We start from the raw sequence: 22,596 nt of genomic DNA, 5'->3' as shown, positions 1-22,596 counted from the left end.
CTCCCCATCTCCCCATCTCCCCATCTCCCCATCTCCTACTGGCGACTAAAACCACGATGGGCGGTAGCGGAACCTGTATCTACTTTTACCCAAGATAAACCTTCACTTGTGCCTACCCAAAGTTTATTGCCCGTGTCTGGTGAGAGAGAAAGGACTCTAGCAGCTGGTAAACCTGTAACTTGACCAACCAATCTAGCTCGGTAAGGGTCGTAGCGAAATACACCATTATCTGTACCGATCCAGAGACTACCCAATTTGTCAACTGCTAAGGCTGTAACATTGCGATTAGTAAACTCTGGAACAATACGAATCACGTTTCCGGTAAGTGGATCGAGTTCAATTAAACTGCTTGGTGTTCCCACCCAAAGACTGCCTCTAGTATCTAAAGCTAAAGCTTGTACGGTAGTACCGGGAAGATTGGTAACTTCACCAATGGGAAATGCACTAGCAGTATCAACTCTAACTAAACCGTCTAGTGTTCCTACCCATAATTGACCTTCAGGATCGAGACTGAGGGCGTTAGCACTAACACCGCGTAATTTTTGCAGAGTTGTCATTAATAATCCTTGGTCAGGACTAATTAATGCTAAACCGCGATCGCCTCCAACCCATAAATAGCCCCTTTTGTCAATTAACAGGGATAAAACTCGTTTAGAAGGAATGATATAGTTTTGCGCGGTAATTTCGTTAGTGCGGGGGTCTACTCTTTGTAAACCCTGATAAGTTCCTACCCAAATTCTACCGACTTTATCTTCAGCTAAAGCAGCGATCGCATAATCAGGTAAAGCAACTCTAGCTAAAATTCGCCCTGTATTAGGATCGATTCTGGCTAAACCTCGCCAAGAACCTACCCAAAGACTACCAGTGTAATCTGGTTGCAGCGCCCCCACCCGATATTCCGTTTGTGTAGCAGGTAAAGGTTGTACTGGCAAAGGTTCTACTCCCGGTGGTGGTGCGCCATCTATATAATATGGAACCGATCGATCGAGAGAAACAGATTGAGCAAAGACACCAAAGCTGCTTTGAGCCAGAATTACTCCTAACCCCAGCAAGCTTAAGCTAAACCCTTTACCGAGAAAGGCAGAGGGACAAGGGGACAAGGGGACAAGGGGACAAGGGGACAAGGGAAATTTTTGTTTTTTGCCTTCTGCCTTCTGCCTTCTGCCTTCTGCCTTCTGCCTTCTGCCTTTTGCCTTCTTAAACATCATTTCCTCACCCAATGTTTTACGTCGCTTTCTACTTTAGTCTGGGAAAAAGTGCGATCGACAGGCAATCAACTAAACATAAAATGTTACTTTTTGCATCAAAATTGCAACAAAAATTTATAGTCAGAATTAAAATATAACTTAAGGTTATGAAAATCTAAAAAAAATTTGAAGTTGAAAGAATACATTTGTTGATATAGTTTTAAACGACAGCCAAAAAGGCAGATAAAAATTCAAGTCATTCCCAGGAACAGTAGATTATGTCTTACGCTCAAACTAAGACTCAGAGCAAATCTGGGTATCAAGCAGGGGTAAAAGATTACAAGCTTACTTATTACACTCCAGATTACACACCAAAAGATACAGATATTTTGGCTTGCTTCCGTGTTACGCCTCAGCCCGGAGTTCCTCCAGAAGAAGCAGGTGCGGCTGTGGCTGCTGAGTCTTCTACTGGTACATGGACAACAGTATGGACTGACTTGTTGACAGACCTAGACCGCTACAAAGGTCGTTGTTATGATGTCGAACCAGTTCCTGGTGAAGATAATCAATATTTCTGCTTTGTTGCCTATCCTCTAGATCTGTTTGAAGAAGGTTCTGTTACCAATATGCTTACCTCGATTGTAGGTAACGTATTTGGTTTCAAAGCTTTAAAGGCACTGCGCTTGGAAGATATGCGGATTCCAGTCGCTTACCTGAAGACCTTCCAAGGCCCTCCACACGGTATTGTGGTTGAGCGTGACAAGTTGAACAAGTATGGTCGTCCTTTGTTAGGTTGCACGATCAAACCCAAACTTGGTTTGTCTGCGAAGAACTACGGACGTGCGGTTTACGAATGTCTGCGTGGTGGGTTGGACTTCACCAAAGACGACGAAAACATTAACTCTCAGCCATTCATGCGCTGGCGCGATCGATTCTTGTTCGTTCAAGAAGCGATCGAAAAAGCACAAGCAGAAACAGGCGAAATCAAAGGTCACTACCTGAACGTTACCGCCCCCACCTGCGAAGAAATGATGGAACGGGCAGAATTCGCCAAAGAAATCGGCACCCCGATCATCATGCACGACTACCTGACTGGTGGTTTCACCGCTAACACCACCTTAGCAAAATGGTGCCGTCGCAACGGTGTTCTACTACACATTCACCGCGCTATGCACGCGGTAATCGATCGTCAACGGATTCACGGAATTCACTTCCGCGTATTAGCCAAGTGCTTACGGATGTCTGGTGGTGACCACCTACACTCCGGTACCGTTGTAGGTAAGCTGGAAGGCGAAAAAGGCATCACAATGGGCTTCGTTGATTTGATGCGGGAAAACTACGTTGAAGAAGACCGCTCTCGTGGTATTTTCTTCACCCAAGATTGGGCTTCCATGCCTGGTGTAATGCCAGTTGCTTCTGGTGGTATCCACGTATGGCACATGCCAGCGTTGGTAGAAATCTTCGGTGATGATTCTTGCTTACAATTCGGTGGTGGTACTCTGGGACACCCCTGGGGTAATGCTCCTGGTGCAACCGCTAACCGTGTAGCATTGGAAGCCTGCGTTCAAGCTCGTAACGAAGGTCGTAACCTGATGCGTGAAGGCGGCGACGTGATCCGCGAAGCTTGCAAGTGGTCTCCCGAATTGGCTGTTGCTTGTGAACTGTGGAAAGAAATCAAGTTCGAGTTCCAAGCCGTAGACACCCTGTAATAATTTTGGATTTTGGATTTTAGATTGGCGGTTTTTGGGATATTTAGATCTGACAACATTTTTTGTTGCTCAGCAGGAATACCTAGTCTAAAATCTAGAATCTAAAATCTAAAGTCTAAAATTTATCAGGCTGGAGTCACGACATGGACTTAAAAAAAGTTGCGAAAGACACAGCTAAGGTGCTGAGTAGTTACCTAACTTACCAAGCACTGAGAACTGTAATGGCTCAGCTCAGTGAAACGAATCCTCCTCTAGCGTATTGGTTGAATGACTTTGCCACTAGAAACAGCGTTCAAGATGGAGAGGCGTTTCTGGAAGTATTGTTGCACGAGAAACAGGACTTAGCTTTACGGTTAATGACCTTGCGACAGCATTTGGCAGAGGAAATAGCAGACTTTTTACCAGAGATGGTTCGCAGTAATATTGAGCAAGCCAATATGGAACATCGGCGTGGGCATTTAGAGCGAATCACGCAACTAAGCATTTCTGACTCCAGTACTTATCCAGAACAGGAAAGGGATTCTTCTGAGCCAAATTTAGATAATTCCGATCGCTAATTAACAGTTTTCCAGACATTCGTAAATTAAGGATTTTTACACAGCCATGCAAACTTTACCTAAAGAGCGTCGTTACGAAACTCTTTCCTACTTGCCACCTCTCTCTGATGCTCAAATTACCCGCCAACTCCAATACATTTTGGATAACGGCTTCATTCCTGGTGTAGAATTCAGCGAAAGCTCTGCTCCTGAACAGCACTATTGGACAATGTGGAAGCTACCTTTGTTCAACGCTACCAGTACCAATGAAATTTTGAACGAAATCAAAGCTTGCCGCTCTGAGTATTCCAACTGCTACATCCGCGTGATGGGTTTTGATAACGTGAAGCAGTGCCAAGTTCTCAGCTTCATCGTTCACAAACCAACCAGCAGCAGATACTAATTTGAGAGGGCAGAAGGCTCCAAGGCAGAAGGCAGAAGGAAAGAAGGTGATACAGTCAGCTTTTCCTCTTGTTTTTAACTCTATATTTATTTCTGCTGTGCTAATTTCTGCAATTGCGTAATTGAATAATTACAAGTTTTAAGTAGGGGTAATTTTTAAATTGCCCCGATTTTTTATTGGTTAATATAGTAACCATTAATGAAAGCAAATAAAAGAGGTCGAACTATGAGAGGAATTGTACCGAAAATTTTGCCTTTGGAAAATGGCGATCGCCTAACTCGCGCAGAATTTGAACGCCGCTACGAAGCAATGCCTCACCTAAAAAAAGCCGAACTAATCGAAGGAATTGTATACATGGGATCGCCAGTTAGAGTTATTCACGGTAGACCTCACGCTAGCATTATGTCATGGTTATCTCCTTACTGGATGGCTACGTCTGGAGTTGATTTGTTAATTGACACCACAGTGCGCCTCGATCCAGATAACGAACCTCAACCAGATGCACTCTTACGAATTGAAGAGGGCGGACAATCAACTATTAGCGAAGATAGTTATGTAGAAGGTGCGCCAGAATTTATTGCTGAAATAGCTGCAAGTAGTGCTTCTTACGACTTACGAGAAAAATTAAGAGTCTATCGTCGTAACCAAGTCCAAGAATATTTAATTTGGCAAGTTTATGAGCAAAGAATTGATTGGTTTCGCCTAAGAGAAGGAGAATATATTCCTTTACAAGCAGATGAAACTGGAATTATTAAAAGTGAAGTTTTCCCTGGTTTATGGTTAGCAGTTCCTGCTTTATTAGCGGGTAACTTAGTTGCAGTTCAGTCAGCGTTACAATTAGGTTTGGCAACGCCAGAACATCAAGCTTTTATTGAACAGTTGAGGAATCGCTAATCAATAAAAGTGCTATAACTTCAGTTCACGGTAGATCTTTTTAAATTCACTTCCCGGCATCTGTTCTTCCCCAATAATCTGCAAACCGCGTTTTTCGTAAAGAATTTGAGCAATCGCTTGGTTTTGAAAATTTGATGTGTATAAGCGGAGAAATTTTTTGCCAGCCGATCGCGCTTTTTCAATGACAAAATCAACTAATTTCGCCCCGATTCCTTGACCACGAAAATCTGGATCTACACAAGTATAGCCCAACCAATATGCTTCGGATTCATCTTCAGCGTAGCCATATAATCCAGTAATTCCTACTACTTTACTTGAATTTTCATCAATAGCAACCCAGTAGTTTGCTTCTGTTATTTGCATTTGCTCAAGAAGCGGTTTATAAGATGAATTATTTTTTTCGAGGCTGGCGGAAAAAACAATTCTAGCATTCTCGTACATCGCATCTTTCTGGTATGGAAAAATACGATCTACCAAAGAAATTGCTTGCTCAAGTGTTTCGTGAGATAGTGGTTTAATGCCCATAAAAAAATCAAATTTTTAAATTCCCAATTCGATTATCTCTCAATCATACTCATCAATAAATCTCTGTTTTCCTCACTCTTCTCTCTCTCTTCCTCTGAGTTCTCTGCGTCGGGAGCAATTCAAAATTTCTATTCTTAAATATCCCTAATCAGTTGATTTGTTATAAAATTTTAACAAAGGGCAAAAGTGCGATATGCCTATGGCACGCTACGCGAACGCAAACACAAAAAACAGACCAATGGCTTATTATATCTCTCCCAAGTTTCTTGACAAATTAGCAGTTCATATCACCAAAAACTTTCTCAATCTTCCAGGCGTTCGAGTTCCACTAATTTTAGGAATTCATGGACGTAAAGGAGAAGGAAAATCCTTTCAATGTGAATTAGTTTTTGAGCGCATGGGCATCGAAGCAATTCACATTTCCGGCGGCGAATTAGAAAGCCCAGATGCCGGAGATCCAGCACGTTTATTGCGCTTACGTTATCGGGAAGCAGCGGAATTAATTAAAGTAAGAGGCAAAATGGTTGCCTTAATGATTAATGATTTAGATGCTGGCGCAGGTAGATTTGATGAAGGCACTCAATATACAGTAAATACTCAGTTAGTCAACGCTACACTGATGAATATTGCTGATAATCCAACTAACGTCCAACTTCCTGGAAGTTATGATTCCACTCCTTTAAATCGAGTGCCAATTATTGTTACTGGAAATGACTTTTCTACCCTCTATGCGCCATTAATTAGAGATGGTCGGATGGAGAAGTTTTACTGGGAACCAAATCGGGAAGATAAGATTGGTATTGTCGGCGGTATATTCTCGGAAGATGGACTTTCACCAAGGGAAATAGAACAATTCGTTGATACTTTCCTCAATCAATCAATTGACTTTTTTAGTGCTTTGAGGGCGAGAATTTACGATGAACAAATTCGCCAATTCATTCATGAAGTCGGTTTTGATAAAGTTTCTTCTCGCGTGGTAAATAGTGTAGAAGGCCCACCTGTTTTCAAAAAACCTAATTTTAGTTTATCTAGGCTGATTGAATTTGGTAATTTAATGGCGCAAGAACAGCAGCGAATTCAGGATTTAAGATTGGTGCAAGAGTATAATGTTTTGCGGCGTTTTAGTAATCATGATGTGCCAAAGGTAACGGTTAGTCCGCAAGTTATTAAAGAAGAAGTGAAAGCTGCGAAACCTGAAGTTGTCAAGAGTAATTATGGCAATGGTAACGGTCAAGTTTATAACAATAAATTGGATTCGGAAACTGTTGAACAGGTGCGACAAATTTTGGCACAAGGTTATCGTTTGGGAATGGAATTTGTAGATGAACGACGGTTTCGGATCAATTCTTGGCAAAGTTGTGCTTCGGGAATTGTTGGGGAGTCGGAGGCGATCGCAGCTGTAGAATCATGTTTAGCTGAACATAATGGCGAATACGTGCGTTTAGTTGGTATTGAGCCAAAAGGTAAAAAACGCATGGTAGAAAAAATTATTCATCGCCCGAATAAGTAAGTTAATGTTAGCGATTGCTTCCTTTATTGTGAAATAATTTAGGAGCGATCGCACTTTAATAATTCATCAAAAAAAGGTTTGATTATGACACAATCTATCCCAAAAAAAGTTACATTTGACGAATTCATCGCCTGGTATCCAGAGAAGTCAGAACATCGCTATGAATTACACAACGGAGTAATTGTTGAAATGCCAAAACCAACAGGCGAACACTCAGAACTTGGGGGTTTTCTCTCGTACAAACTAAATGTTGCAATTGAAAATCAAGGTTTGAACTGCTTCGTACCGAAAGAATGCGTAGTTAAACCTTTTCGTGACGAGTCTGGTTACGAACCAGATATTATTGTTTTAGATCGACAAGCTGTAGCTAATGAATCACGTTGGTCAAAAGAATCTATTATTACAATGGGTTCGTCAGTACGTTTGATTGTAGAAATAGTCAGTACTAATTGGCGCGATGACTATTTCACCAAAGCTGGAGATTATGAGGAAATGGGAATTGTTGAATATTGGATTGTTGATTATTTGGGGTTAGGTGGTAGGCGATTTATTGGTAATCCCAAACAGCCGACTTTCTCAGTTTATCAACTGGTTGATGGCGAGTATCAAGTTAGTCAATTTCAGGGAAATAATCCGATTCAATCACTTGGATTTCCTAACTTTAATTTAACTGCTGAACAAGTTTTTCGATTTGGATTATAGTTAGGTTAATTGTTAATTTTAATATTTATGGCTTTTACTATTATAGCTTTTCTGAATGGATAGCAAAGGGCGATCGCTCTTTGGGTGAAAAAAGGTAAAGTGCGATCGCTCAATTCCTAATCCAAATAGCCTTGCAAAAACTATGTTTCTCGCTCACTACCAGATTGTCTGTACATGGGGATAATTCAAAATCTTGGTGTCACAAGTTATTAATGGAATGTTGTATCTTCTGGCGATCGCCACTAAAATTCTGTCGGCTGGGTCTTTATGGAATGTTCCAAGTAAAGATGTACTAGCAATCGCATCAAGTGGAGATAATGGTTCAATTACAATACCAGAATTTGTTGATGCTAAGTTGTACCATTCATCAATCGGCAAAGGTAATATCAATTTACCAATGCTAGATTTTCCCGCTATTTCCCAAACAGAAATCGCTGATACTAGCAAGCCATTTTGGGGTTCTTCAGTATCAACTGTAATTCGTGCGGAGTCAGACAACTGACTAGGATCGTGAAGTAGCCATAACCAAACATGAGTATCGAGTAAAATCATTCTCCTAAAGCATCCCAAAGTTCAGCCATTGGTTCATCAAAATCCCCAGAAATTGTAATAGGCATTCCCCGCAAAGGATAATTTTTTGTATGCGAAGCAGAAACTGAATAAGGAACAATACGAGCTACTGGCAAACCATTACGGGTAATAACAACTTCAGACTGGTTAGCAGCAATTTCATCAACAATTGCTGTTAGTGTTATATCGGTTTCCTGTATGTTTAGATATTTCATAATTCAATTAGCTTTCATCGCAGAGAAGGACACCTCATTCCATTATTCAATATTTTCGGGATTATCATCTGGTAAAAAATCATGATTAAGAACTTCTTCTACAGTAAAGGGAGACTCTGGGGGAAATATCTTAATAGATAAACCTGTTTCATCTGCGGCTAGTTCCCTAGCATCTTGATAAGATTCATTAAAAATCTCTTCAAAAAAACGATATAAACTGGGACTGCTCTTGAAGGCATCCCGAATGCGTTTCCGATGTTCTCGAATAGTATACAACCAACTATTTGTTCGTTTTTCTTGTTGATATTTATATTTGAGTAAGTGCATAAGAAGTATCCTTAAATTACTCTTTAAAGCATTTTTCTCACTTCTTACCATACTTTCCAGTTCTTCAAGGAGATTTTCTAAATCTAATTCGGCAAATTTTCCCTCTTTTAAGAAGTTTACATTTGTTTGTAACCACAGACACAAATCTTGTTCGTAAAGTGATTTTATTGCAATTGTCATTGATTGATTAATTGTCATTTTATTTGACTCTCTTTCTATTCTCTACAGAAGTCTAGCAATAAATCATTTGTTTAGAAGGAAAACTCTTTGAAAATATTCCACCTCCCATTACTATGAATTAACAAAGTTAACTGATTAACAATAAATTCTGCTTGAAAAGGTTTATCTTGAAATTCAGGCCAAGCGGCTTTAAAATTTTGTCTAGTTAAGTCTTTGAATGCGACAGTCATGTGTGGCGCAAAGGGTCTTCCCTGAGATCTTTCGTCTACAATACCCAAGGTTGTCTTTAAGTAATTAGCTAAGTCTGCTTGTAAATTCAAGAGTTCGGGCGTTTTTAAAACGTTAACAAAGATGACTCTGGGTGGAAAGGCGGCAAATCCCGATAAAGTAATGGGTATTGGCCCTCGATCGATCGCAAACCGATCCAAAAACTCTTCTAAAACTTCTACAGACTCTCGATTCCACTCAAAGGGCGGTTGTAAGGTAATATGAGGGGGAGATTTTTGAGCATGACTGCTGGCGTAGCGATCGCTAAAGTACTGCTTAATTTGATTAACTTCCTCCTGAATACTTACAGGCGGTAGTAAAGCAATAAAAAATAAAGTTCTAGAATTTACCATTAGTTAAAAACCAACTCTTAGGTCTCATAACATTAATATGCCTTGGTTTGTCAAAATAGAAGAAGGAATTGTCGATCGAGTTACCTTTGACCAATATATACCCGCACACAAAGCTTTTGTCCGAGATTTAATCGCTAAAGGACACCAAGCGAAAACAGGTTATTGGGGAGAACGCGGCGGCGGAATGTTACTGTTCCAAGCAGGTTCAATGGATGAGGCAAAAGCAATAGTTGAGCAAGATCCTTTGGTGCGAAATGGTTGTGTTAAATACAAACTTCATCAATGGTGTGTTGTAGTAGAGTGAAGGGATATGACAGGCAAGATGACAGGCAAGATGCCTGTCCTACGGAATGGGAATAAAGGAAAATTTAGGTACAATACCGCCAGTTTTCATTAAGATGTATTTGCGGGTGATAACGAAAAATTCTATTAATAAGAGGAGCTACTGTGCAACCTACTGATGCTACTAAATTTACCGATAAAGCTTGGGAAGCGATCGTCAAATCTCAAGAAGTGGCGCGACGCTTTCAAAATCAATACCTAGAGGTAGAACATTTAGCGATCGCACTTTTGGAACAAGAAGGACTAACTCAGCGCATTCTCAACCGTTCAGGAGTTGAACCTACCCGTCTGTTTCAACAGTTAGAATCTTATACAAAAGTTCAACCAAAACTACCCAGAGTCGATCAATTATATCTAGGCAAAAGCTTAGATGTTATGCTCGATCGCGCAGAATCAGCTAGAGAAAATTGGCAAGATACTTATATTTCTGTGGAACATTTACTCTTAGCTTTTACTGAAGACGAAAGAGTTGGTCGCAGATTAATGAAAGCTTATGATGTAGATGGGAAAAAGTTAGAAGCAACAGTTAAAACAATTCGGGGAAATCAAAAGGTAACAGATCAAAATCCCGAAAATCGTTATGAAGCTTTAGAAAAGTATGGACGAGATTTAACCGAACAAGCAAAATCAGGCAAACTCGATCCGGTGATTGGGCGAGATGATGAAATTCGGCGCGTGGTTCAAGTATTATCTAGAAGGTCGAAAAATAACCCGGTTTTAATTGGAGAACCTGGGGTAGGAAAAACCGCAATTGCAGAAGGTTTAGCGCAAAGAATTGTTAATGGTGATGTTCCTGAATCTTTGAAAAATCGCCGCTTAATTTCTTTAGATATGGGTAGTTTAGTGGCGGGGGCAAAATATCGTGGAGAATTTGAAGATAGACTGCGGGCGGTATTGAAAGAAGTTACTAATTCTGAAGGGCAAATAGTCCTGTTTATTGATGAATTACACACCGTTGTTGGGGCGGGTGCAAATAGTCAAGGATCGATGGATGCGGGGAATTTGCTAAAACCAATGTTAGCAAGGGGAGAGTTGCGTTGTATTGGTGCGACTACTTTGGATGAGTATCGCAAATACATCGAAAAAGATGCAGCTTTAGAACGGAGATTTCAGCAAGTTTATGTTAACCAACCAACCGTAGAAGATACTATTTCGATTTTGCGCGGGTTGAAAGAACGTTACGAAGTGCATCACGGAGTTAAAATTACTGACTCGGCGTTAGTAGCGGCGGCGACGCTTTCTCAGCGTTATATTACGGATAGATTTTTGCCGGATAAAGCGATCGATCTAGTAGACGAAGCAGCTGCTAAATTGAAAATGGAAATCACTTCTAAACCGGAAGAGTTGGAAGGAATCGATCGCCGTGTCATGCAATTGGAAATGGAAAAACTTTCCTTAGAAGGAGAAGAAAGTAAAGTTTCTCAAGAAAGATTGCAGCGAATCGAAGATGAAATTTTGGAGTTAAAAACCGAACAAGAAACCCTTTCTTCCCAATGGCAAGGAGAAAAACAACTGTTAGAAGCAATTAACGCCATGAAAGAGGAAGAAGAACACCTGCGAGTGCAAATCGAACAAGCAGAAAGGGCTTATGATTTGAACAAAGCAGCACAGTTAAAATACGGAAAATTGGAAGGTTTGCAACGAGAAAGGGAAGCAAAAGAAACCGAACTTTTGCAAGTGCAAGCTGAAGGTTCTACTCTTTTAAGAGAACAAGTTACCGAATCAGATATTGCCGAAATAGTCGGAAAATGGACGGGAATTCCGATTAGTAGATTATTGGAATCGGAACGGCAAAAATTACTGCAATTAGAAGCACAATTACATCAAAAAGTCATCGGACAACAAGAAGCAGTATCATCAGTTGCAGCCGCAATTCGTCGCGCCAGGGCGGGAATGAAAGACCCAGGAAGACCAATTGGTTCCTTTTTATTCATGGGCCCAACAGGTGTAGGAAAAACCGAATTAGCCCGTGCTTTAGCGCAATTTCTGTTTGATGCAGAAGACGCTTTAGTAAGAATTGATATGTCCGAGTATATGGAAAAACACGCCGTTTCTCGGTTAATTGGTGCGCCTCCTGGGTATGTGGGATATGAAGAAGGCGGACAACTTTCGGAAGTAGTTCGGAGACGACCTTATTCGGTGGTGTTATTAGATGAAGTGGAAAAAGCGCACCCCGATGTTTTCAATATTTTGTTGCAAGTTTTAGATGATGGAAGGATTACTGATTCGCAGGGAAGAACAGTAGATTTTCGCAATACTGTAATTGTGATGACTAGTAATATTGGGGGCGATCGCATTCTCGATTTTAGCGGCGATGATTCCCGTTATGAAGAAATGCGAAAACAAGTAATGGAAGCATTAAGAAAACATTTCCGCCCGGAATTCTTAAATCGGGTAGATGATATTATCTTGTTCCATACCTTAAGTCGTAATGAATTACGGCAAATTGTTGGTATTCAATTAAAACGCATTCACAACTTACTTGCTGACCAAAAGATTAATATTGAACTAACAGCAACGGCACAAGATCATTTAGCAGAAGCGGGATTCGATCCTGTTTATGGAGCACGTCCTTTAAAACGGGCAATTCAGCGACAATTGGAAAACCCCTTAGCTACATTACTGTTGGAAAATAAGTTTGTTGCTGGTGACACGATTGTAGTTGATTGTGAGGATAATAGTCTTGTATTTAGTAAGAAAGAAACTCTGGTACTACAACCTCAAGTAATGACAACTTGAGAAATTATGGGGTGCGATTAATGCACCCTTTTTTCCTAATTTGTTCTATATAGTATAGATAGTAGAGAGCGCGATCGACTTATGCCAGACTTTACTGTAGCTATCCCAACCTATAATGGAGAACATCGTTTACCAGAAGTGCTGGAGAAACTGCGATCGCAAATCTACACAGAAAGCTTGAATTGGGAAATTTTAGTAATTGATAATAACAGCACAGATAATACCGCAAAAGTAGTAGAAGATTATCAACAAAACTGGTCAGAAAATTTCCCACTAAGATATTGCCAAGAACAGCGACAAGGCGCAGGATTTGCCCGTCAAAAAGCAATCAAAGAAGCGAAAAGTGAGTTAATTGGTTTTCTTGATGATGACAATTTGCCAGCAGAAAACTGGTTAACTGCTGCATACACTTTCAGCAAAAAATACCCGAAAGCAGGCGCTTTTGGCAGTCAAATTCATCCAATTTATGAAGTAGAACCACCGGAAAACTTTCAAAAAATTGCCCCATTTTTAGCAATTACAGAACGAGGGGAAAATCCTATTTTATATTACCCTTCCAGCAAGTTATTACCACCCTCAGCAGGATTAGTAGTCCGCAAGCAAGCTTGGTTAGAAAACGTCCCTAATCAACTAATATTAACAGGTAGAACTAATGGTAAAATGCTCACCAGTGAAGATTTAGAAGTTTTGTCACATATTCAACAATCAAACTGGGAAATTTGGTACAATCCAGCTATGGAAATTTACCATAAAATTCCTAGTTGGCGATTAGAAAGAAGTTATTTAATTTCCTTAATTCAGGGCATCGGTTTGAGTCGTCATGTAACAAGAACGATCGGTGTTAAACCTTGGCAAAAACCCTTGGTGATTCCTGCTTATATGGCTAACGATCTGCGTAAAATAATTTTACATATTTTGAAATACCGTACTAAAGTTAATACAGATTTAATAGCAGCTTGTGAAATGCAATTGTATGTAAGCAGCTTAATTAGTCCATTTTTTATTTATAAAAAAATGTATTTTGGTAGTTAGTAAAATGGTTGATATCACAGTTGCAATACCTACTTATAATGGTGCAAAGCGATTGCCTAATGTGCTGGAAAAATTAGGTTTACAAACAAACACAGAACACTTTTCCTGGGAAATTATTGTCATAGATAATAATAGCAATGATAACACTGCACAAGTAGTTAAAAAGTATCAAACGGAAGGTAAATTTCCTTATATTCTAAAATATTGCTTTGAACCTAAACAAGGGTTAGCAACAGCAAGACAACGCGCAATCAGTGAAGCTAACAGCACATTTGTTGCCTTTATTGATGATGATAACTTGCCAACTCCTAACTGGGTTGCTGCTGCTTATTCCTTTGGAAAAACACATCCCAAAGCAGGTGCATACAGTGGTCAAATTCATGCAGATTTTGAAGTACAACCCCCGGAAAATTTTCACAGAATACAAGCATTTCTTGCCATCCGAGAACATGGTTCAGAACCCCATTTATTTGAACCAGAAAACTTAAGACTTCCTCCTGGTGCTGGGTTAGTTGTTCGCAAACAAGCATGGATTGAAAATGTTCCCCTTCACACTGTTCTCCAAGGAAGAATTAATGGTGCGATGATAGCAGGGGATGATTACGAAGTATTATTGTATATTTATAAGGCAGGTTGGGAAATTTGGTATAACCCCGATATGCACATTTATCATCAAATTCCCCACTGGCGATTAGAAAGAAATTACTTACTTCCTTTGTGTCGTGGTTGTGGGTTAGCCACTTGTCAATTACGTTTAATTAATACTAAAAATTGGCAAAAACCTCTTGTAATTGTTAGAACTTTACTTGGTAACTTGCGTAGAGTTACACTACATTACCTTAAGTATCGCCAACAACTTAAAACTAATGTCATTGCAGCTTGTGAATTGGAGTTTTTCTTAGGTAGTTTAATTAGTCCATTTTATACATTTAAATTTAAAGAGCGTTAATACAGCCAATTTATAATCCTGTTTTATTACCTTCAAAATTATCTTTTTTTAGCTTGGTTAACCAGCTTTGTAACTGCGGAGTCGGCAACAAAATTCCCACCATTATTTTGAACATAACTATTAACATTAATTTAGAATGCCGATAAAGCAAAGCAGGATTATTTTTCACTGCGTACCAAAAGCAACGAGCAGCTGTTAATGCTTTCTGCCTTTCTAAAGAACCAACGAGAACCCTGAAAGTTAGGTATTTATAAAGGTTAGCAATACTATATTTTTTTAAATGCTGTAATGATTCTGGAGCCTGAGCAAAAGCTTTTTCAATAACTTTTAAAGATGCTTTCTCTTGCCTAGAAATACTAGAAGAAATTGAATTAGCCGACATCCGATATAAAATTTGCGGAATTGGTACAACTACAAAATCATATTGTGCGGCTAAACGGATTAATAAATCCCAATCTTCAGGGCCAAATAGTGATTCATCAAAGCCACCTACCTGATTTAAAGCTTCTCTACGAATTAAAACATTAGAACCACTTTCGATAAAATTTTGCACCAGCATCTGTTCATAAACATTGCCATTTAAAGCGAATCTATTGCCCGGATATAACAATTTGCCAGATTCATCAATATAATTAGTCCAACTATAAGCAACGCCTGCTTGGGGATTTGCTTGCAAAGCTTTTAATTGAGTTTCTAGCTTATTTGCTGTCCAAAGATCATCAGAATCCAAAAAGGAAATAAATTCGCCAGTAGCTTGGGAAATACCTCGGTTTCGACTGGCAGATACCCCAGTGTTAGGATAAGAAAAAACCTTTAATCGAGAGTCTTTGATGTTATTAATAATATTTAAAGTTGTGTCTTGGGAACCATCATTAATGACAATTAACTCAAAATCAGTAAAAGTTTGATTTAACACAGATTCAATTGTCTCTTGAATCGTTTTTTTACTATTAAAAACAGGAATTATTACAGAAATTAACGGCATATTAAATTACATAACATAGTTTAAAACAATTCTAATTGCAAGTAACCAAGAATAGTTGTAGTGTTAAATAAACCCTTGAATTTATTTATCAAATACTGTGAAATTTGCGGCGGCATAATAACTATTACAGCTATTTTTATCAAAGCTTTCCAAAGTACTCGTGTCCTTAATAAAGCAGGATCGTATTTGACAGAATTCCAGAGTAATTTAGCTGCCATTAAACCCAGCTTTGGCTGCGGTTTTCCTTCCAGAGCTTTGAAAGTAAGACCTTTGTAAATATTACCAATGGAATGCCTTTTTAAATGTTGCAGCGATTCAGGAACTTGATTAAAAGCTTTTTCAATAACTTTCACGCTAGCTATCTCCTGTTTTACAACATTAGCAGATGCGGAATTACTCGATTGTCGGTATAAAATTTGTGCTGTGGGTACACAAACAAAATGATAACGTGCTGCTAATCGCAACCACATATCTCTATCTTCTGATGGGACAACGGATTGATCGAAATTACCAACTTCATTTAGAGCTTGTCTCCGAATCAAAGGGTTGGAACCATTTTCGATAAAATCAATCAATAAAAGCTTTGCATAGACATCTCCAGCGTCACTAATATGACTACCTCGACGGGACATTTCTCCTGATTCATCAATACATTTAGTCCAACTGTATGCTACAGCAGCTTGAGGATTTTCTTGTAGTGCTTTTAACTGAGTTTCTAGCTTATCAGGTGTCCAAAGGTCGTCAGCATCTATAAAAGAAATAAACTCTCCTCTTGCTTGGGAAATTCCTCGATTACGGCTTTCTGCTACTCCAGAATTAGGATAAGAAAAGACTTTCAATCGCTCATCTTGAATCCTAGAAACAATATCCAAAGTTGCATCTTTTGAACCATCATTAATCACAATTAGTTCTAAATCGGAGAAGGTTTGATTTAGAATGGATTCTACGGTTTCTTGAATAGTCTGTTCGCCATTATATACAGGAATCACTACAGAGATCAGTGGCATATAAATTTACCTCACTTAACTAATTATTTATTTTCCCAAGGTACTCCCTTTCTCATGTATATTAGTAAAGCATCTACATTGTATAATGTTTTAAATCGAGTTACCATTGTTTTAGACATTTCAATTGGCAGTAAAAACGTAGTAATGATTTTTAAGAAAGCCTTCCAAATAACTTTGGTTTTCAGTAACGAAGGATCGTATCTTAGGGCTTGACTGAGAAATTTAATACTGATTAAATCATTTCGTTGTTTAGAAGTTGACTTAAGCGATCGAAACAGTAGATACTTATAAATATTTCCTTTGCTTAACTGTTTCAATGGTGCAAAATCGATCGGATTGCGATCGCAAGCTCTTTCAATTACTTCCATACTCTCTGCTTCCATACGTAAAAAATTTACAGACATAGAAGTGGCAGACATTCGATATAAAACTTGCGGCTTAGACACAGCAACAAAACTATAATCAGACGCTAACCGCAGCCACATATCCCAGTCTTCGCACGATTTACGAGATTCATCGAAATTTCCAACCTTTTTTAAAGCATCAATACGAATTAAAACATTTGAGCCATTATCTATAAAATTAGTTAATAAAAGTTTTGCGCTAACATCACCACTAAAACTTAAGTAACTCCCCTTACCCAAAAATTTACCTGTTTCATCTATGCAATTAGTCCAACTGTAAGCTACTGCTGCTTCAGGATTTTCTTGCAGAGCTTGTAATTGCGATTCTAATTTGTCAGGAGTCCACAAATCATCTGCATCAATAAAAGAAATATATTCCCCTTTTGCTAAAGAAATTCCTCGATTACGACTAGCTGCTAAACCTGTATTTCGATAGGAATATACTTTTACTCTCTCATCTTTAATACCAGAAACAATCTCTAAAGTTTTATCTGTAGAACCGTCATTAATAATAATTAATTCCAGATAACTAAAACTTTGATTTAAAACTGAATCAATAGTTTCTTTAATCGTTTTTTCACCATTGTAAACCGGGATAACTACAGAGATTATTGGCATATATTATGGTTCCCGACGCATGAAAATGTATAAAGTATTAATATCTGCTAATTTGTTCATTTTATTGAGGAATATTTCCGCTTGTTGAGAGGGTAGTATAGTTATGGCAGCAATTCTTAATAACACTTTCCAAATTATTCGCCTTTGCAGTAGTTCTGGCTCGTATTTTAGAGCATTACAAAGCAGTCTAGCTGCTTGCCAACCTCTCTCTCTATGAGGAGGCATATTCAGCAACTTAAAAATAGTATCTTTATAAAAATTAGTTATACTGTCCCTTTTTAATTCTGGAGGTAGCGGTTTTGGAGATTCTTGGAAAGCACGTTCTCTAACAAATAAACTTGTGACTTCTTGTCTACGAACATTAGCGGACATGGAGTTAGAAGAAATCCGATATAAAATTTGAGGAATTGGTACGGCTATAAATTCATAACGAGCAGCTAAACGTAAGTATAAATCATAATCTTGACTAGCGGTAAGTGATTCATCAAAACCGCCAATATCAATAAAAGCTTGTCTGCGAATTAAGGGATTGGAACCACTTTCTACAAAAGGAATTAAAAAAAGTTTGGCAAAAATATCACCTTTTTCTGTTATATGATTACCTTTTCTTAAAAATTTACCCGATTCATCAATAGCATCTAACCAGCTGTAAGCTACTGCTGCATGAGGATTTTTTTGTAAAGCTTTTAATTGTGCTTCTAACTTATCTGGTGTCCACAAATCATCGGCATCTAAAAAAGCAATAAACTCACCAACCGAGTGAGAAAAACCCCTGTTACGACTTACAGCACCACCAGCATTAATATAGGAAAAAACTTTAATTCTCAGGTCTTTTATATCAGTAGCTATTTCTAAAGTTCTATCTGAAGAACCATCATTAATTACAATTAATTCAAAATCATAAAAAGTTTGCTTTAAAACTGATTCGATCGTCTCTCGAATTGTTTTTTCATTATTATAAGCAGGAATTATTACAGAAATTAGTGGCATTATTTTTTTTCAATTAACCGTTTCCCAATACGTTTAATTCTATATATTGGAGCAAACCAAAATGACCAAAAAAGCATTGTCAAACAAAACGGAACATCTCTCTTTGATTGCCAAATCAGTTTTGCTAACTTTAGATTCCAATTACTTCGTGCTTCTGGTTCTAGATATTTGTATGGATCGCTGCGCTCATCTGCAAAAAAAAGATCTAGTACCATCATTACTTCTTTCGCCCAACGTTTATAATTAGTAATTAAGTTACCCCCGTGCATCACATAAAATACTAATCTTTCAGGTGTTTTAATGACTTTGCCAAAATAAAGCATCCGTAAATATAATTCTCGATCGTGACTAATTTTTAAATTTTTACTCAACCCTCCAGCTTGCACTATTGCTTCCTTTGATGCTACTACTAACGACATACTCCGAATCACTGTATCCATCAAAAAGTTACGCATAGTGGGATAGTTTTTAGGAAACTTATAATCGTAAGTGTACTCCCTGCCATCAGGAAGAATTTCTATATAATCGCAATAAGATAAAACTGCATCAGGATTTTCTTTTAGATTTTTAATTTGGAGTTCCAAACAATTGGGTTTCCAGCGATCGTCAGAATCTAGAAAGGCGATAAATTTACCTCTAGCAAGCTTGATGCCTTGATTTCGGATTTCCGCAGCACCGAGATTAGTTTCCGATCGCACTAGCTTCACACTAGGATAATTTTCTGCCATCCATTCTGCTGTGCCATCAGTTGAACCATCATCAAGTACAATCAATTCATAGTCTTGATAGGTTTGATTCAAGACACTTTCTATTGCTTTACTCAGCAAGTGCTTGCGATTGTAAGCTGGTATAAGCACCGTTACTTCAGGACTTTCGGAAGGCATTTTTATGCTTGTAGTTAATGCTCGAAGTTCACCCTTTTACATTTAAAAGTAAAAACCTACAATCTAACCAGCTTTTTTACAAAAATTTGCAGGTGAGAATTTTTACTAAATTTGCACAGACCATTAGTTCTAAAATTCAGTTTGCATTCCCAGTATCTTGCTTACAGATAGTTTAAAGTGAAGTAAGTAGGGAAATCCGAATTTATTTTGGGGGTAAATCCTGAAACCAAAGCACCAAACGATCGCGGAAAATCTATTCTGGAGTAAGTATAACAACCTGAATTGAACTTATGACCATGCTCGAACAAGGTACGATTACTATTCATAGCGAGAATATTTTTCCCATCATCAAGAAATCTCTATACTCAGGTCATGAAGTTTTCTTACGGGAACTGATTTCCAACGCTGTAGATGCTATACAGAAACTCAAAATGGTTTCCCGTGCTGGGGAATTTTCTGGCGAAGTTGCGGAACCAGAAATCAAGATTACCATTGACAAAGACAACAAAACCCTTTCCATTACAGATAATGGCATCGGCATGACTGCTGACGAGGTGAAGAAATATATTAACCAAGTCGCCTTTTCCAGCGCCGAAGAATTCATCCAAAAGTACCAAAGCAACGGTGAATCAATTATCGGTCACTTTGGTTTAGGCTTTTACTCCTCGTTCATGGTTGCCCAAAAAGTGGAGATTGATACCCTTTCTTACCAAAAGGATGCTCAAGCCGTTCGCTGGACTTGCGATGGTTCACCAAACTTTACCTTAGAAGATTCATCCCGCACTCAACAGGGTACTACCATTACCCTCACTCTGCAAGAAGAAGAACTAGAATATCTAGAACCTTCACGCATTCGCCAATTAATAAAAACCTATTGCGACTTCATGCCAGTACCTATAAAACTGGATGAAGAAGTATTAAACAAGCAAAAGGCAATTTGGCGACAATCTCCCAGAGATTTAAAGCAAGAAGATTACTTAGAATTTTACCGCTATCTCTATCCTTTTCAAGAAGACCCTTTGCTGTGGGTACATCTAAATACTGATTATCCTTTCCAAATAAACGGCATTCTTTTCTTCCCGAAAATGCGACCTGATGTTGACGTTACAAAAGGTCAAATTAAACTATTTTGTAGCCAAGTCTTCGTCAGCGATCACTGCGAAGAAATTATGCCGAAATTCTTGTTACCAATGCGAGGAGTAATTGACTCGCCAGATATTCCTTTGAACGTTTCTCGGAGTGCGCTGCAAGTCGATCGCACTGTCCGCAAAATCGCCGACTTCGTAGCCAAGAAAGTTGGCGATCGTTTAAACGAACTCTACAAAGAAAATCGCTCCGAATACATCACCTGTTGGCAAGATATTGGCACCTTCGTCAAATTCGGGTCGATGAACGACGAGAAATTCAAAAAGCAAGTCGAAGATATTACTATCTTTCGCACCACTTTCCAAGGAGAAGAAGCAGCAACCAAATCTGCTGATACACCTACTGTCGAAGTCCAAGGACAAGAAGGCGACCCTTGGCAAGAAGTCAGTGCAACTGCTAATCAAAAAGACCAACAAGGTAGAACCTACACTACTTTAAAAGAATACTTGGAACGCAACAAAACCCGTCATGAAAACCGAGTATTCTACTGTAGCGATGAAGCAAGCCAAGCAACTTATGTAGAACTGCACAAAAACCAAGGGTTAGAAGTCCTATTTATGGACTCATTTATTGACTCTCACTTTATCTCTTTCTTAGAAAGAGAGTATAAAGATGTGCAATTCTCTCGCGTTGATGCTGATTTAGATAAAACCCTGATTGATGAAAACAAAGCAGCGGAAATCGTAGACAGCACAACTAACAAAACTCGCAGCGAACTAATTAAGGAAATCTTCGAGAAAGCACTCAATAAACCCAAAGTTACTATCCGTACCGAAGCCTTAAAATCAGATACTCCCCAAGGAACGCCGCCAGCAATGGTACTCTTACCCGAATTCTTGCGGCGACTGCGGGAAATGAACGCCCTAATGCAACAACAAATAGCACAATTCCCCGAAGAACACACCCTAGTAGTCAATACCTCTCACCCACTAATCCAAAATCTCGTTAATTTGAGTCAAGCTAGCATCATCCAAGGAGAAGGGCAATCTCCCAGTGCTGAGTTAGCTGACATGATTTGTCATCACGTCTATGACTTAGCATTGATGTCCCAAAAAGCCTTTGACGCAGAAGCAATGAAAGCCTTCGTCGAAAGGTCAAATCAAGTCTTAACCCGCTTAACTAGCAAATAGTAACTCAAGTTACTAGTTACAAGTCTGACTCTTTCTTAGCCCCCCTTATTAAGGGGGGGTGGGGGGATCAAAACCTAGTAATCACAGCCTGAAATCCCCCGATGTAGGGTGTGTGAGGCGGTAGCCGTAACGCACCGAATTATATCAAATAGAAAAAAGCAACAAATCGGCGATCCCCCATTATCCCCCTTAATAAGGGGGACTTAAAACGGAGTCTTGTTCCCCCCTTAATAAGGGGGGTTAGGGGGGATCAAGCATTTGTTGCAAACATTTAGGTATTCCATATTAGATATGCGATCGCCAAAATCAAGGGCGATTGAAATCGCTGCTACACAAACAAAGTCCGCCTACGCGGACTAAAGAATAGCGGGGGTATTTAAACCGGATTTGGTATTACACTACGTTAACGCACCCTACAGCAATGTGTCAGAATAGAAGATTGCAGCCAAAAAAACAGAACACTGGAGAATTGTATGTCGAAAGTTTGTCAGCTGACAGGCAAAAAAGCCAACAATGCTTATGCCGTTTCCCACTCACACCGCCGTAACAAAAAGTTACAAGAAGTGAACTTACAGTCAAAGCGGATTTGGTGGGAAGAAGGAAAGCGTTGGGTAAGACTTCGTATTTCTACCAAAGCGATTAAGACTTTGGAGAAAAAAGGTTTAGCAGCAATGGCGAAAGAAGCAGGAATTGACCTAAATAAGTTTTAATTAGATTTTGGACAATCCCCCAGGTGGGTTTGCCTCAGTTATCTTGTTTTACTTGGTATTTACAACAATCCCCCACTCTCTAAATTCAGGGAAATTACGGGGGAATTGTTGTTTAAGGTAAAGTTTTCTGGAAAGCTCTGAGATTGTAAGGGCGGGTTTTTCCATTGGTAAAATAATACCAACAGAATATTTACATAAACTCACCAACAAAGATTCAAGGGAAAAACTTCTAAGTTTTAAGTTACCTACCCCCTGCTCCCCCTGTCTCTTATACACGGATGA

The 22,596-nt window shown here is 39.0% G+C and carries 24 protein-coding genes; 12 read left to right on the top strand and 12 right to left on the bottom strand.

What is annotated here, in order from left to right:
• Window positions 1–35: 35 nt before the first annotated feature.
• Window positions 36–1,208: a ligand-binding sensor domain-containing protein gene (locus tag IQ264_RS23485; RefSeq protein ID WP_228061759.1), complete on the bottom strand. Its 1,173-nt coding sequence runs from the start codon at window positions 1,206–1,208 to the stop codon at window positions 36–38.
• A gap of 257 nt (window positions 1,209–1,465) precedes the next feature.
• Between IQ264_RS23485 and IQ264_RS23480 the strand changes: the two genes are divergently transcribed.
• From IQ264_RS23480 to IQ264_RS23465, 4 genes are all read left to right on the top strand, one after another.
• Window positions 1,466–2,896, top strand: a complete 1,431-nt coding sequence (locus IQ264_RS23480) for a form I ribulose bisphosphate carboxylase large subunit (RefSeq protein WP_193983418.1) — start codon at window positions 1,466–1,468, stop codon at window positions 2,894–2,896.
• A gap of 143 nt (window positions 2,897–3,039) precedes the next feature.
• A complete protein-coding gene (gene rcbX, locus IQ264_RS23475; protein WP_193983416.1) occupies window positions 3,040–3,453 on the top strand; it encodes a RuBisCO chaperone RbcX in 414 nt (137 codons plus the stop codon).
• 46 nt (window positions 3,454–3,499) lie between these two features.
• Complete coding sequence (locus IQ264_RS23470) at window positions 3,500–3,835, top strand: ribulose bisphosphate carboxylase small subunit (protein WP_193983414.1); 336 nt, start codon at window positions 3,500–3,502, stop codon at window positions 3,833–3,835.
• A 225-nt stretch (window positions 3,836–4,060) separates the two neighbouring features.
• The gene (locus IQ264_RS23465; protein ID WP_193983412.1) at window positions 4,061–4,729 is read left to right on the top strand and encodes a Uma2 family endonuclease; all 669 of its coding nucleotides are present in this window, start codon (window positions 4,061–4,063) and stop codon (window positions 4,727–4,729) included.
• A 12-nt stretch (window positions 4,730–4,741) separates the two neighbouring features.
• On the opposite strand, the gene IQ264_RS23460 is transcribed toward IQ264_RS23465, so the two are convergent.
• Window positions 4,742–5,254 (bottom strand): GNAT family N-acetyltransferase, encoded by a 513-nt coding sequence (locus IQ264_RS23460; protein ID WP_193983409.1) that lies wholly within the window; start codon window positions 5,252–5,254, stop codon window positions 4,742–4,744.
• A 238-nt stretch (window positions 5,255–5,492) separates the two neighbouring features.
• On the opposite strand from IQ264_RS23460, the gene IQ264_RS23455 reads away from it, so the two are divergent.
• Together IQ264_RS23455 and IQ264_RS23450 are read left to right on the top strand one after the other, a co-directional pair.
• On the top strand, window positions 5,493–6,764 hold the full coding sequence (locus tag IQ264_RS23455; protein WP_193983407.1) for a ribulose bisphosphate carboxylase small subunit: 1,272 nt from the start codon (window positions 5,493–5,495) through the stop codon (window positions 6,762–6,764).
• A gap of 84 nt (window positions 6,765–6,848) precedes the next feature.
• Window positions 6,849–7,466 (top strand): Uma2 family endonuclease, encoded by a 618-nt coding sequence (locus IQ264_RS23450; protein ID WP_193983405.1) that lies wholly within the window; start codon window positions 6,849–6,851, stop codon window positions 7,464–7,466.
• 156 nt (window positions 7,467–7,622) lie between these two features.
• Here IQ264_RS23450 and IQ264_RS23445 read toward each other — a convergent pair whose 3' ends face one another.
• The 4 genes from IQ264_RS23445 to IQ264_RS23430 are packed head-to-tail and all read right to left on the bottom strand — an operon-like array spanning window position 7,623 to window position 9,378.
• Window positions 7,623–8,018: a type II toxin-antitoxin system VapC family toxin gene (locus IQ264_RS23445; RefSeq protein WP_193983403.1), complete on the bottom strand. Its 396-nt coding sequence runs from the start codon at window positions 8,016–8,018 to the stop codon at window positions 7,623–7,625.
• A complete protein-coding gene (locus IQ264_RS23440; protein ID WP_193983401.1) occupies window positions 8,015–8,251 on the bottom strand; it encodes a type II toxin-antitoxin system Phd/YefM family antitoxin in 237 nt (78 codons plus the stop codon). Before IQ264_RS23440 ends, IQ264_RS23445 begins: the two co-directional genes overlap by 4 nt.
• Before the next feature lie 42 nt (window positions 8,252–8,293).
• Window positions 8,294–8,776 carry a DUF29 domain-containing protein gene (locus IQ264_RS23435; RefSeq protein WP_193983398.1) on the bottom strand — a complete coding sequence of 161 codons (483 nt, stop codon included), beginning with the start codon at window positions 8,774–8,776 and terminating at the stop codon, window positions 8,294–8,296.
• A 53-nt stretch (window positions 8,777–8,829) separates the two neighbouring features.
• Window positions 8,830–9,378, bottom strand: a complete 549-nt coding sequence (locus IQ264_RS23430; RefSeq protein ID WP_193983396.1) for a 2'-5' RNA ligase family protein — start codon at window positions 9,376–9,378, stop codon at window positions 8,830–8,832.
• 37 nt (window positions 9,379–9,415) lie between these two features.
• On the opposite strand from IQ264_RS23430, the gene IQ264_RS23425 reads away from it, so the two are divergent.
• The 4 genes from IQ264_RS23425 to hpsE (IQ264_RS23410) all read left to right on the top strand — a co-directional run bounded on the left by IQ264_RS23425 (window position 9,416) and on the right by hpsE (IQ264_RS23410) (window position 14,440).
• Entirely contained in the window at window positions 9,416–9,682 is a 267-nt protein-coding gene (locus tag IQ264_RS23425; RefSeq protein ID WP_193983394.1) for a YciI family protein, read from the top strand.
• Between the two features lie 143 nt (window positions 9,683–9,825).
• Window positions 9,826–12,459, top strand: a complete 2,634-nt coding sequence (gene clpB / locus IQ264_RS23420; RefSeq protein ID WP_193983392.1) for an ATP-dependent chaperone ClpB — start codon at window positions 9,826–9,828, stop codon at window positions 12,457–12,459.
• A gap of 81 nt (window positions 12,460–12,540) precedes the next feature.
• Window positions 12,541–13,491 (top strand): hormogonium polysaccharide biosynthesis glycosyltransferase HpsE, encoded by a 951-nt coding sequence (gene hpsE, locus IQ264_RS23415; RefSeq protein WP_193983389.1) that lies wholly within the window; start codon window positions 12,541–12,543, stop codon window positions 13,489–13,491.
• Window positions 13,492–13,495: 4 nt separating this feature from the next.
• Window positions 13,496–14,440, top strand: coding sequence for a hormogonium polysaccharide biosynthesis glycosyltransferase HpsE (hpsE, locus tag IQ264_RS23410; RefSeq protein WP_193983387.1), 945 nt, complete (start codon window positions 13,496–13,498; stop codon window positions 14,438–14,440).
• 10 nt (window positions 14,441–14,450) lie between these two features.
• Here the strand turns inward: hpsE (IQ264_RS23410) and IQ264_RS23405 are convergent, their stop codons facing one another.
• The 5 genes from IQ264_RS23405 to IQ264_RS23385 are packed head-to-tail and all read right to left on the bottom strand — an operon-like array spanning window position 14,451 to window position 19,328.
• Window positions 14,451–15,425, bottom strand: a complete 975-nt coding sequence (locus tag IQ264_RS23405) for a glycosyltransferase (RefSeq protein ID WP_193983385.1) — start codon at window positions 15,423–15,425, stop codon at window positions 14,451–14,453.
• 20 nt (window positions 15,426–15,445) lie between these two features.
• Window positions 15,446–16,432 (bottom strand): glycosyltransferase, encoded by a 987-nt coding sequence (locus IQ264_RS23400; RefSeq protein WP_193983383.1) that lies wholly within the window; start codon window positions 16,430–16,432, stop codon window positions 15,446–15,448.
• Window positions 16,433–16,455: 23 nt separating this feature from the next.
• Window positions 16,456–17,454 (bottom strand): glycosyltransferase, encoded by a 999-nt coding sequence (locus IQ264_RS23395; RefSeq protein ID WP_193983381.1) that lies wholly within the window; start codon window positions 17,452–17,454, stop codon window positions 16,456–16,458.
• Window positions 17,455–17,457: 3 nt separating this feature from the next.
• Window positions 17,458–18,444, bottom strand: coding sequence for a glycosyltransferase (locus IQ264_RS23390; protein ID WP_193983379.1), 987 nt, complete (start codon window positions 18,442–18,444; stop codon window positions 17,458–17,460).
• On the bottom strand, window positions 18,444–19,328 hold the full coding sequence (locus IQ264_RS23385; RefSeq protein WP_193983377.1) for a glycosyltransferase family 2 protein: 885 nt from the start codon (window positions 19,326–19,328) through the stop codon (window positions 18,444–18,446). Before IQ264_RS23385 ends, IQ264_RS23390 begins: the two co-directional genes overlap by 1 nt.
• Window positions 19,329–19,618: 290 nt before the next feature.
• Here IQ264_RS23385 and htpG point away from each other — a divergent pair, with 290 nt between their 5' ends.
• Both htpG and rpmB read left to right on the top strand, forming a co-directional pair.
• Window positions 19,619–21,604, top strand: a complete 1,986-nt coding sequence (htpG, locus tag IQ264_RS23380; RefSeq protein WP_228061758.1) for a molecular chaperone HtpG — start codon at window positions 19,619–19,621, stop codon at window positions 21,602–21,604.
• Between the two features lie 473 nt (window positions 21,605–22,077).
• Window positions 22,078–22,314, top strand: a complete 237-nt coding sequence (gene rpmB / locus IQ264_RS23375; RefSeq protein WP_193983375.1) for a 50S ribosomal protein L28 — start codon at window positions 22,078–22,080, stop codon at window positions 22,312–22,314.
• Between the two features lie 48 nt (window positions 22,315–22,362).
• On the opposite strand, the gene IQ264_RS33145 is transcribed toward rpmB, so the two are convergent.
• On the bottom strand, window positions 22,363–22,596 hold a 234-nt coding region (locus tag IQ264_RS33145; RefSeq protein ID WP_228061757.1), incomplete at its 5' end, for a hypothetical protein.

It is taken from the genome of [Phormidium] sp. LEGE 05292 (assembly GCF_015207735.1).
Lineage (GTDB): Bacteria > Cyanobacteriota > Cyanobacteriia > Cyanobacteriales > Aerosakkonemataceae > Floridanema.
The sequence above is the reverse complement of the archived record's forward strand: the minus strand, read 5'-3'. Positions and strand labels throughout refer to the sequence as shown.

Excerpts from the sequence above, each read along its gene's own strand:
- hpsE (WP_193983389.1), top strand. The coding sequence starts at position 12,541 with ATGCCAGACTTTACTGTAGCTATCCCAACCTATAATGGAGAACATCGT.
- IQ264_RS23400 (WP_193983383.1), bottom strand. The coding sequence starts at position 16,432 with ATGCCACTGATCTCTGTAGTGATTCCTGTATATAATGGCGAACAGACT.
- IQ264_RS23435 (WP_193983398.1), bottom strand. The coding sequence starts at position 8,776 with ATGACAATTAATCAATCAATGACAATTGCAATAAAATCACTTTACGAA.
- IQ264_RS23440 (WP_193983401.1), bottom strand. The coding sequence starts at position 8,251 with ATGAAATATCTAAACATACAGGAAACCGATATAACACTAACAGCAATT.
- rcbX (WP_193983416.1), top strand. The coding sequence starts at position 3,040 with ATGGACTTAAAAAAAGTTGCGAAAGACACAGCTAAGGTGCTGAGTAGT.
- IQ264_RS23425 (WP_193983394.1), top strand. The coding sequence starts at position 9,416 with ATGCCTTGGTTTGTCAAAATAGAAGAAGGAATTGTCGATCGAGTTACC.
- IQ264_RS23470 (WP_193983414.1), top strand. The coding sequence starts at position 3,500 with ATGCAAACTTTACCTAAAGAGCGTCGTTACGAAACTCTTTCCTACTTG.
- IQ264_RS23480 (WP_193983418.1), top strand. The coding sequence starts at position 1,466 with ATGTCTTACGCTCAAACTAAGACTCAGAGCAAATCTGGGTATCAAGCA.
- IQ264_RS23405 (WP_193983385.1), bottom strand. The coding sequence starts at position 15,425 with ATGCCGTTAATTTCTGTAATAATTCCTGTTTTTAATAGTAAAAAAACG.
- rpmB (WP_193983375.1), top strand. The coding sequence starts at position 22,078 with ATGTCGAAAGTTTGTCAGCTGACAGGCAAAAAAGCCAACAATGCTTAT.
- IQ264_RS23390 (WP_193983379.1), bottom strand. The coding sequence starts at position 18,444 with ATGCCACTAATTTCTGTAATAATTCCTGCTTATAATAATGAAAAAACA.
- IQ264_RS23385 (WP_193983377.1), bottom strand. The coding sequence starts at position 19,328 with ATGCCTTCCGAAAGTCCTGAAGTAACGGTGCTTATACCAGCTTACAAT.
- IQ264_RS23460 (WP_193983409.1), bottom strand. The coding sequence starts at position 5,254 with ATGGGCATTAAACCACTATCTCACGAAACACTTGAGCAAGCAATTTCT.
- IQ264_RS23395 (WP_193983381.1), bottom strand. The coding sequence starts at position 17,454 with ATGCCAATAATCTCTGTAGTTATCCCGGTTTACAATGGTGAAAAAACG.
- IQ264_RS23485 (WP_228061759.1), bottom strand. The coding sequence starts at position 1,208 with ATGATGTTTAAGAAGGCAAAAGGCAGAAGGCAGAAGGCAGAAGGCAGA.
- hpsE (WP_193983387.1), top strand. The coding sequence starts at position 13,496 with ATGGTTGATATCACAGTTGCAATACCTACTTATAATGGTGCAAAGCGA.
- IQ264_RS23430 (WP_193983396.1), bottom strand. The coding sequence starts at position 9,378 with ATGGTAAATTCTAGAACTTTATTTTTTATTGCTTTACTACCGCCTGTA.
- IQ264_RS23455 (WP_193983407.1), top strand. The coding sequence starts at position 5,493 with ATGGCTTATTATATCTCTCCCAAGTTTCTTGACAAATTAGCAGTTCAT.
- IQ264_RS23445 (WP_193983403.1), bottom strand. The coding sequence starts at position 8,018 with ATGATTTTACTCGATACTCATGTTTGGTTATGGCTACTTCACGATCCT.
- IQ264_RS23450 (WP_193983405.1), top strand. The coding sequence starts at position 6,849 with ATGACACAATCTATCCCAAAAAAAGTTACATTTGACGAATTCATCGCC.
- htpG (WP_228061758.1), top strand. The coding sequence starts at position 19,619 with ATGACCATGCTCGAACAAGGTACGATTACTATTCATAGCGAGAATATT.
- IQ264_RS23465 (WP_193983412.1), top strand. The coding sequence starts at position 4,061 with ATGAGAGGAATTGTACCGAAAATTTTGCCTTTGGAAAATGGCGATCGC.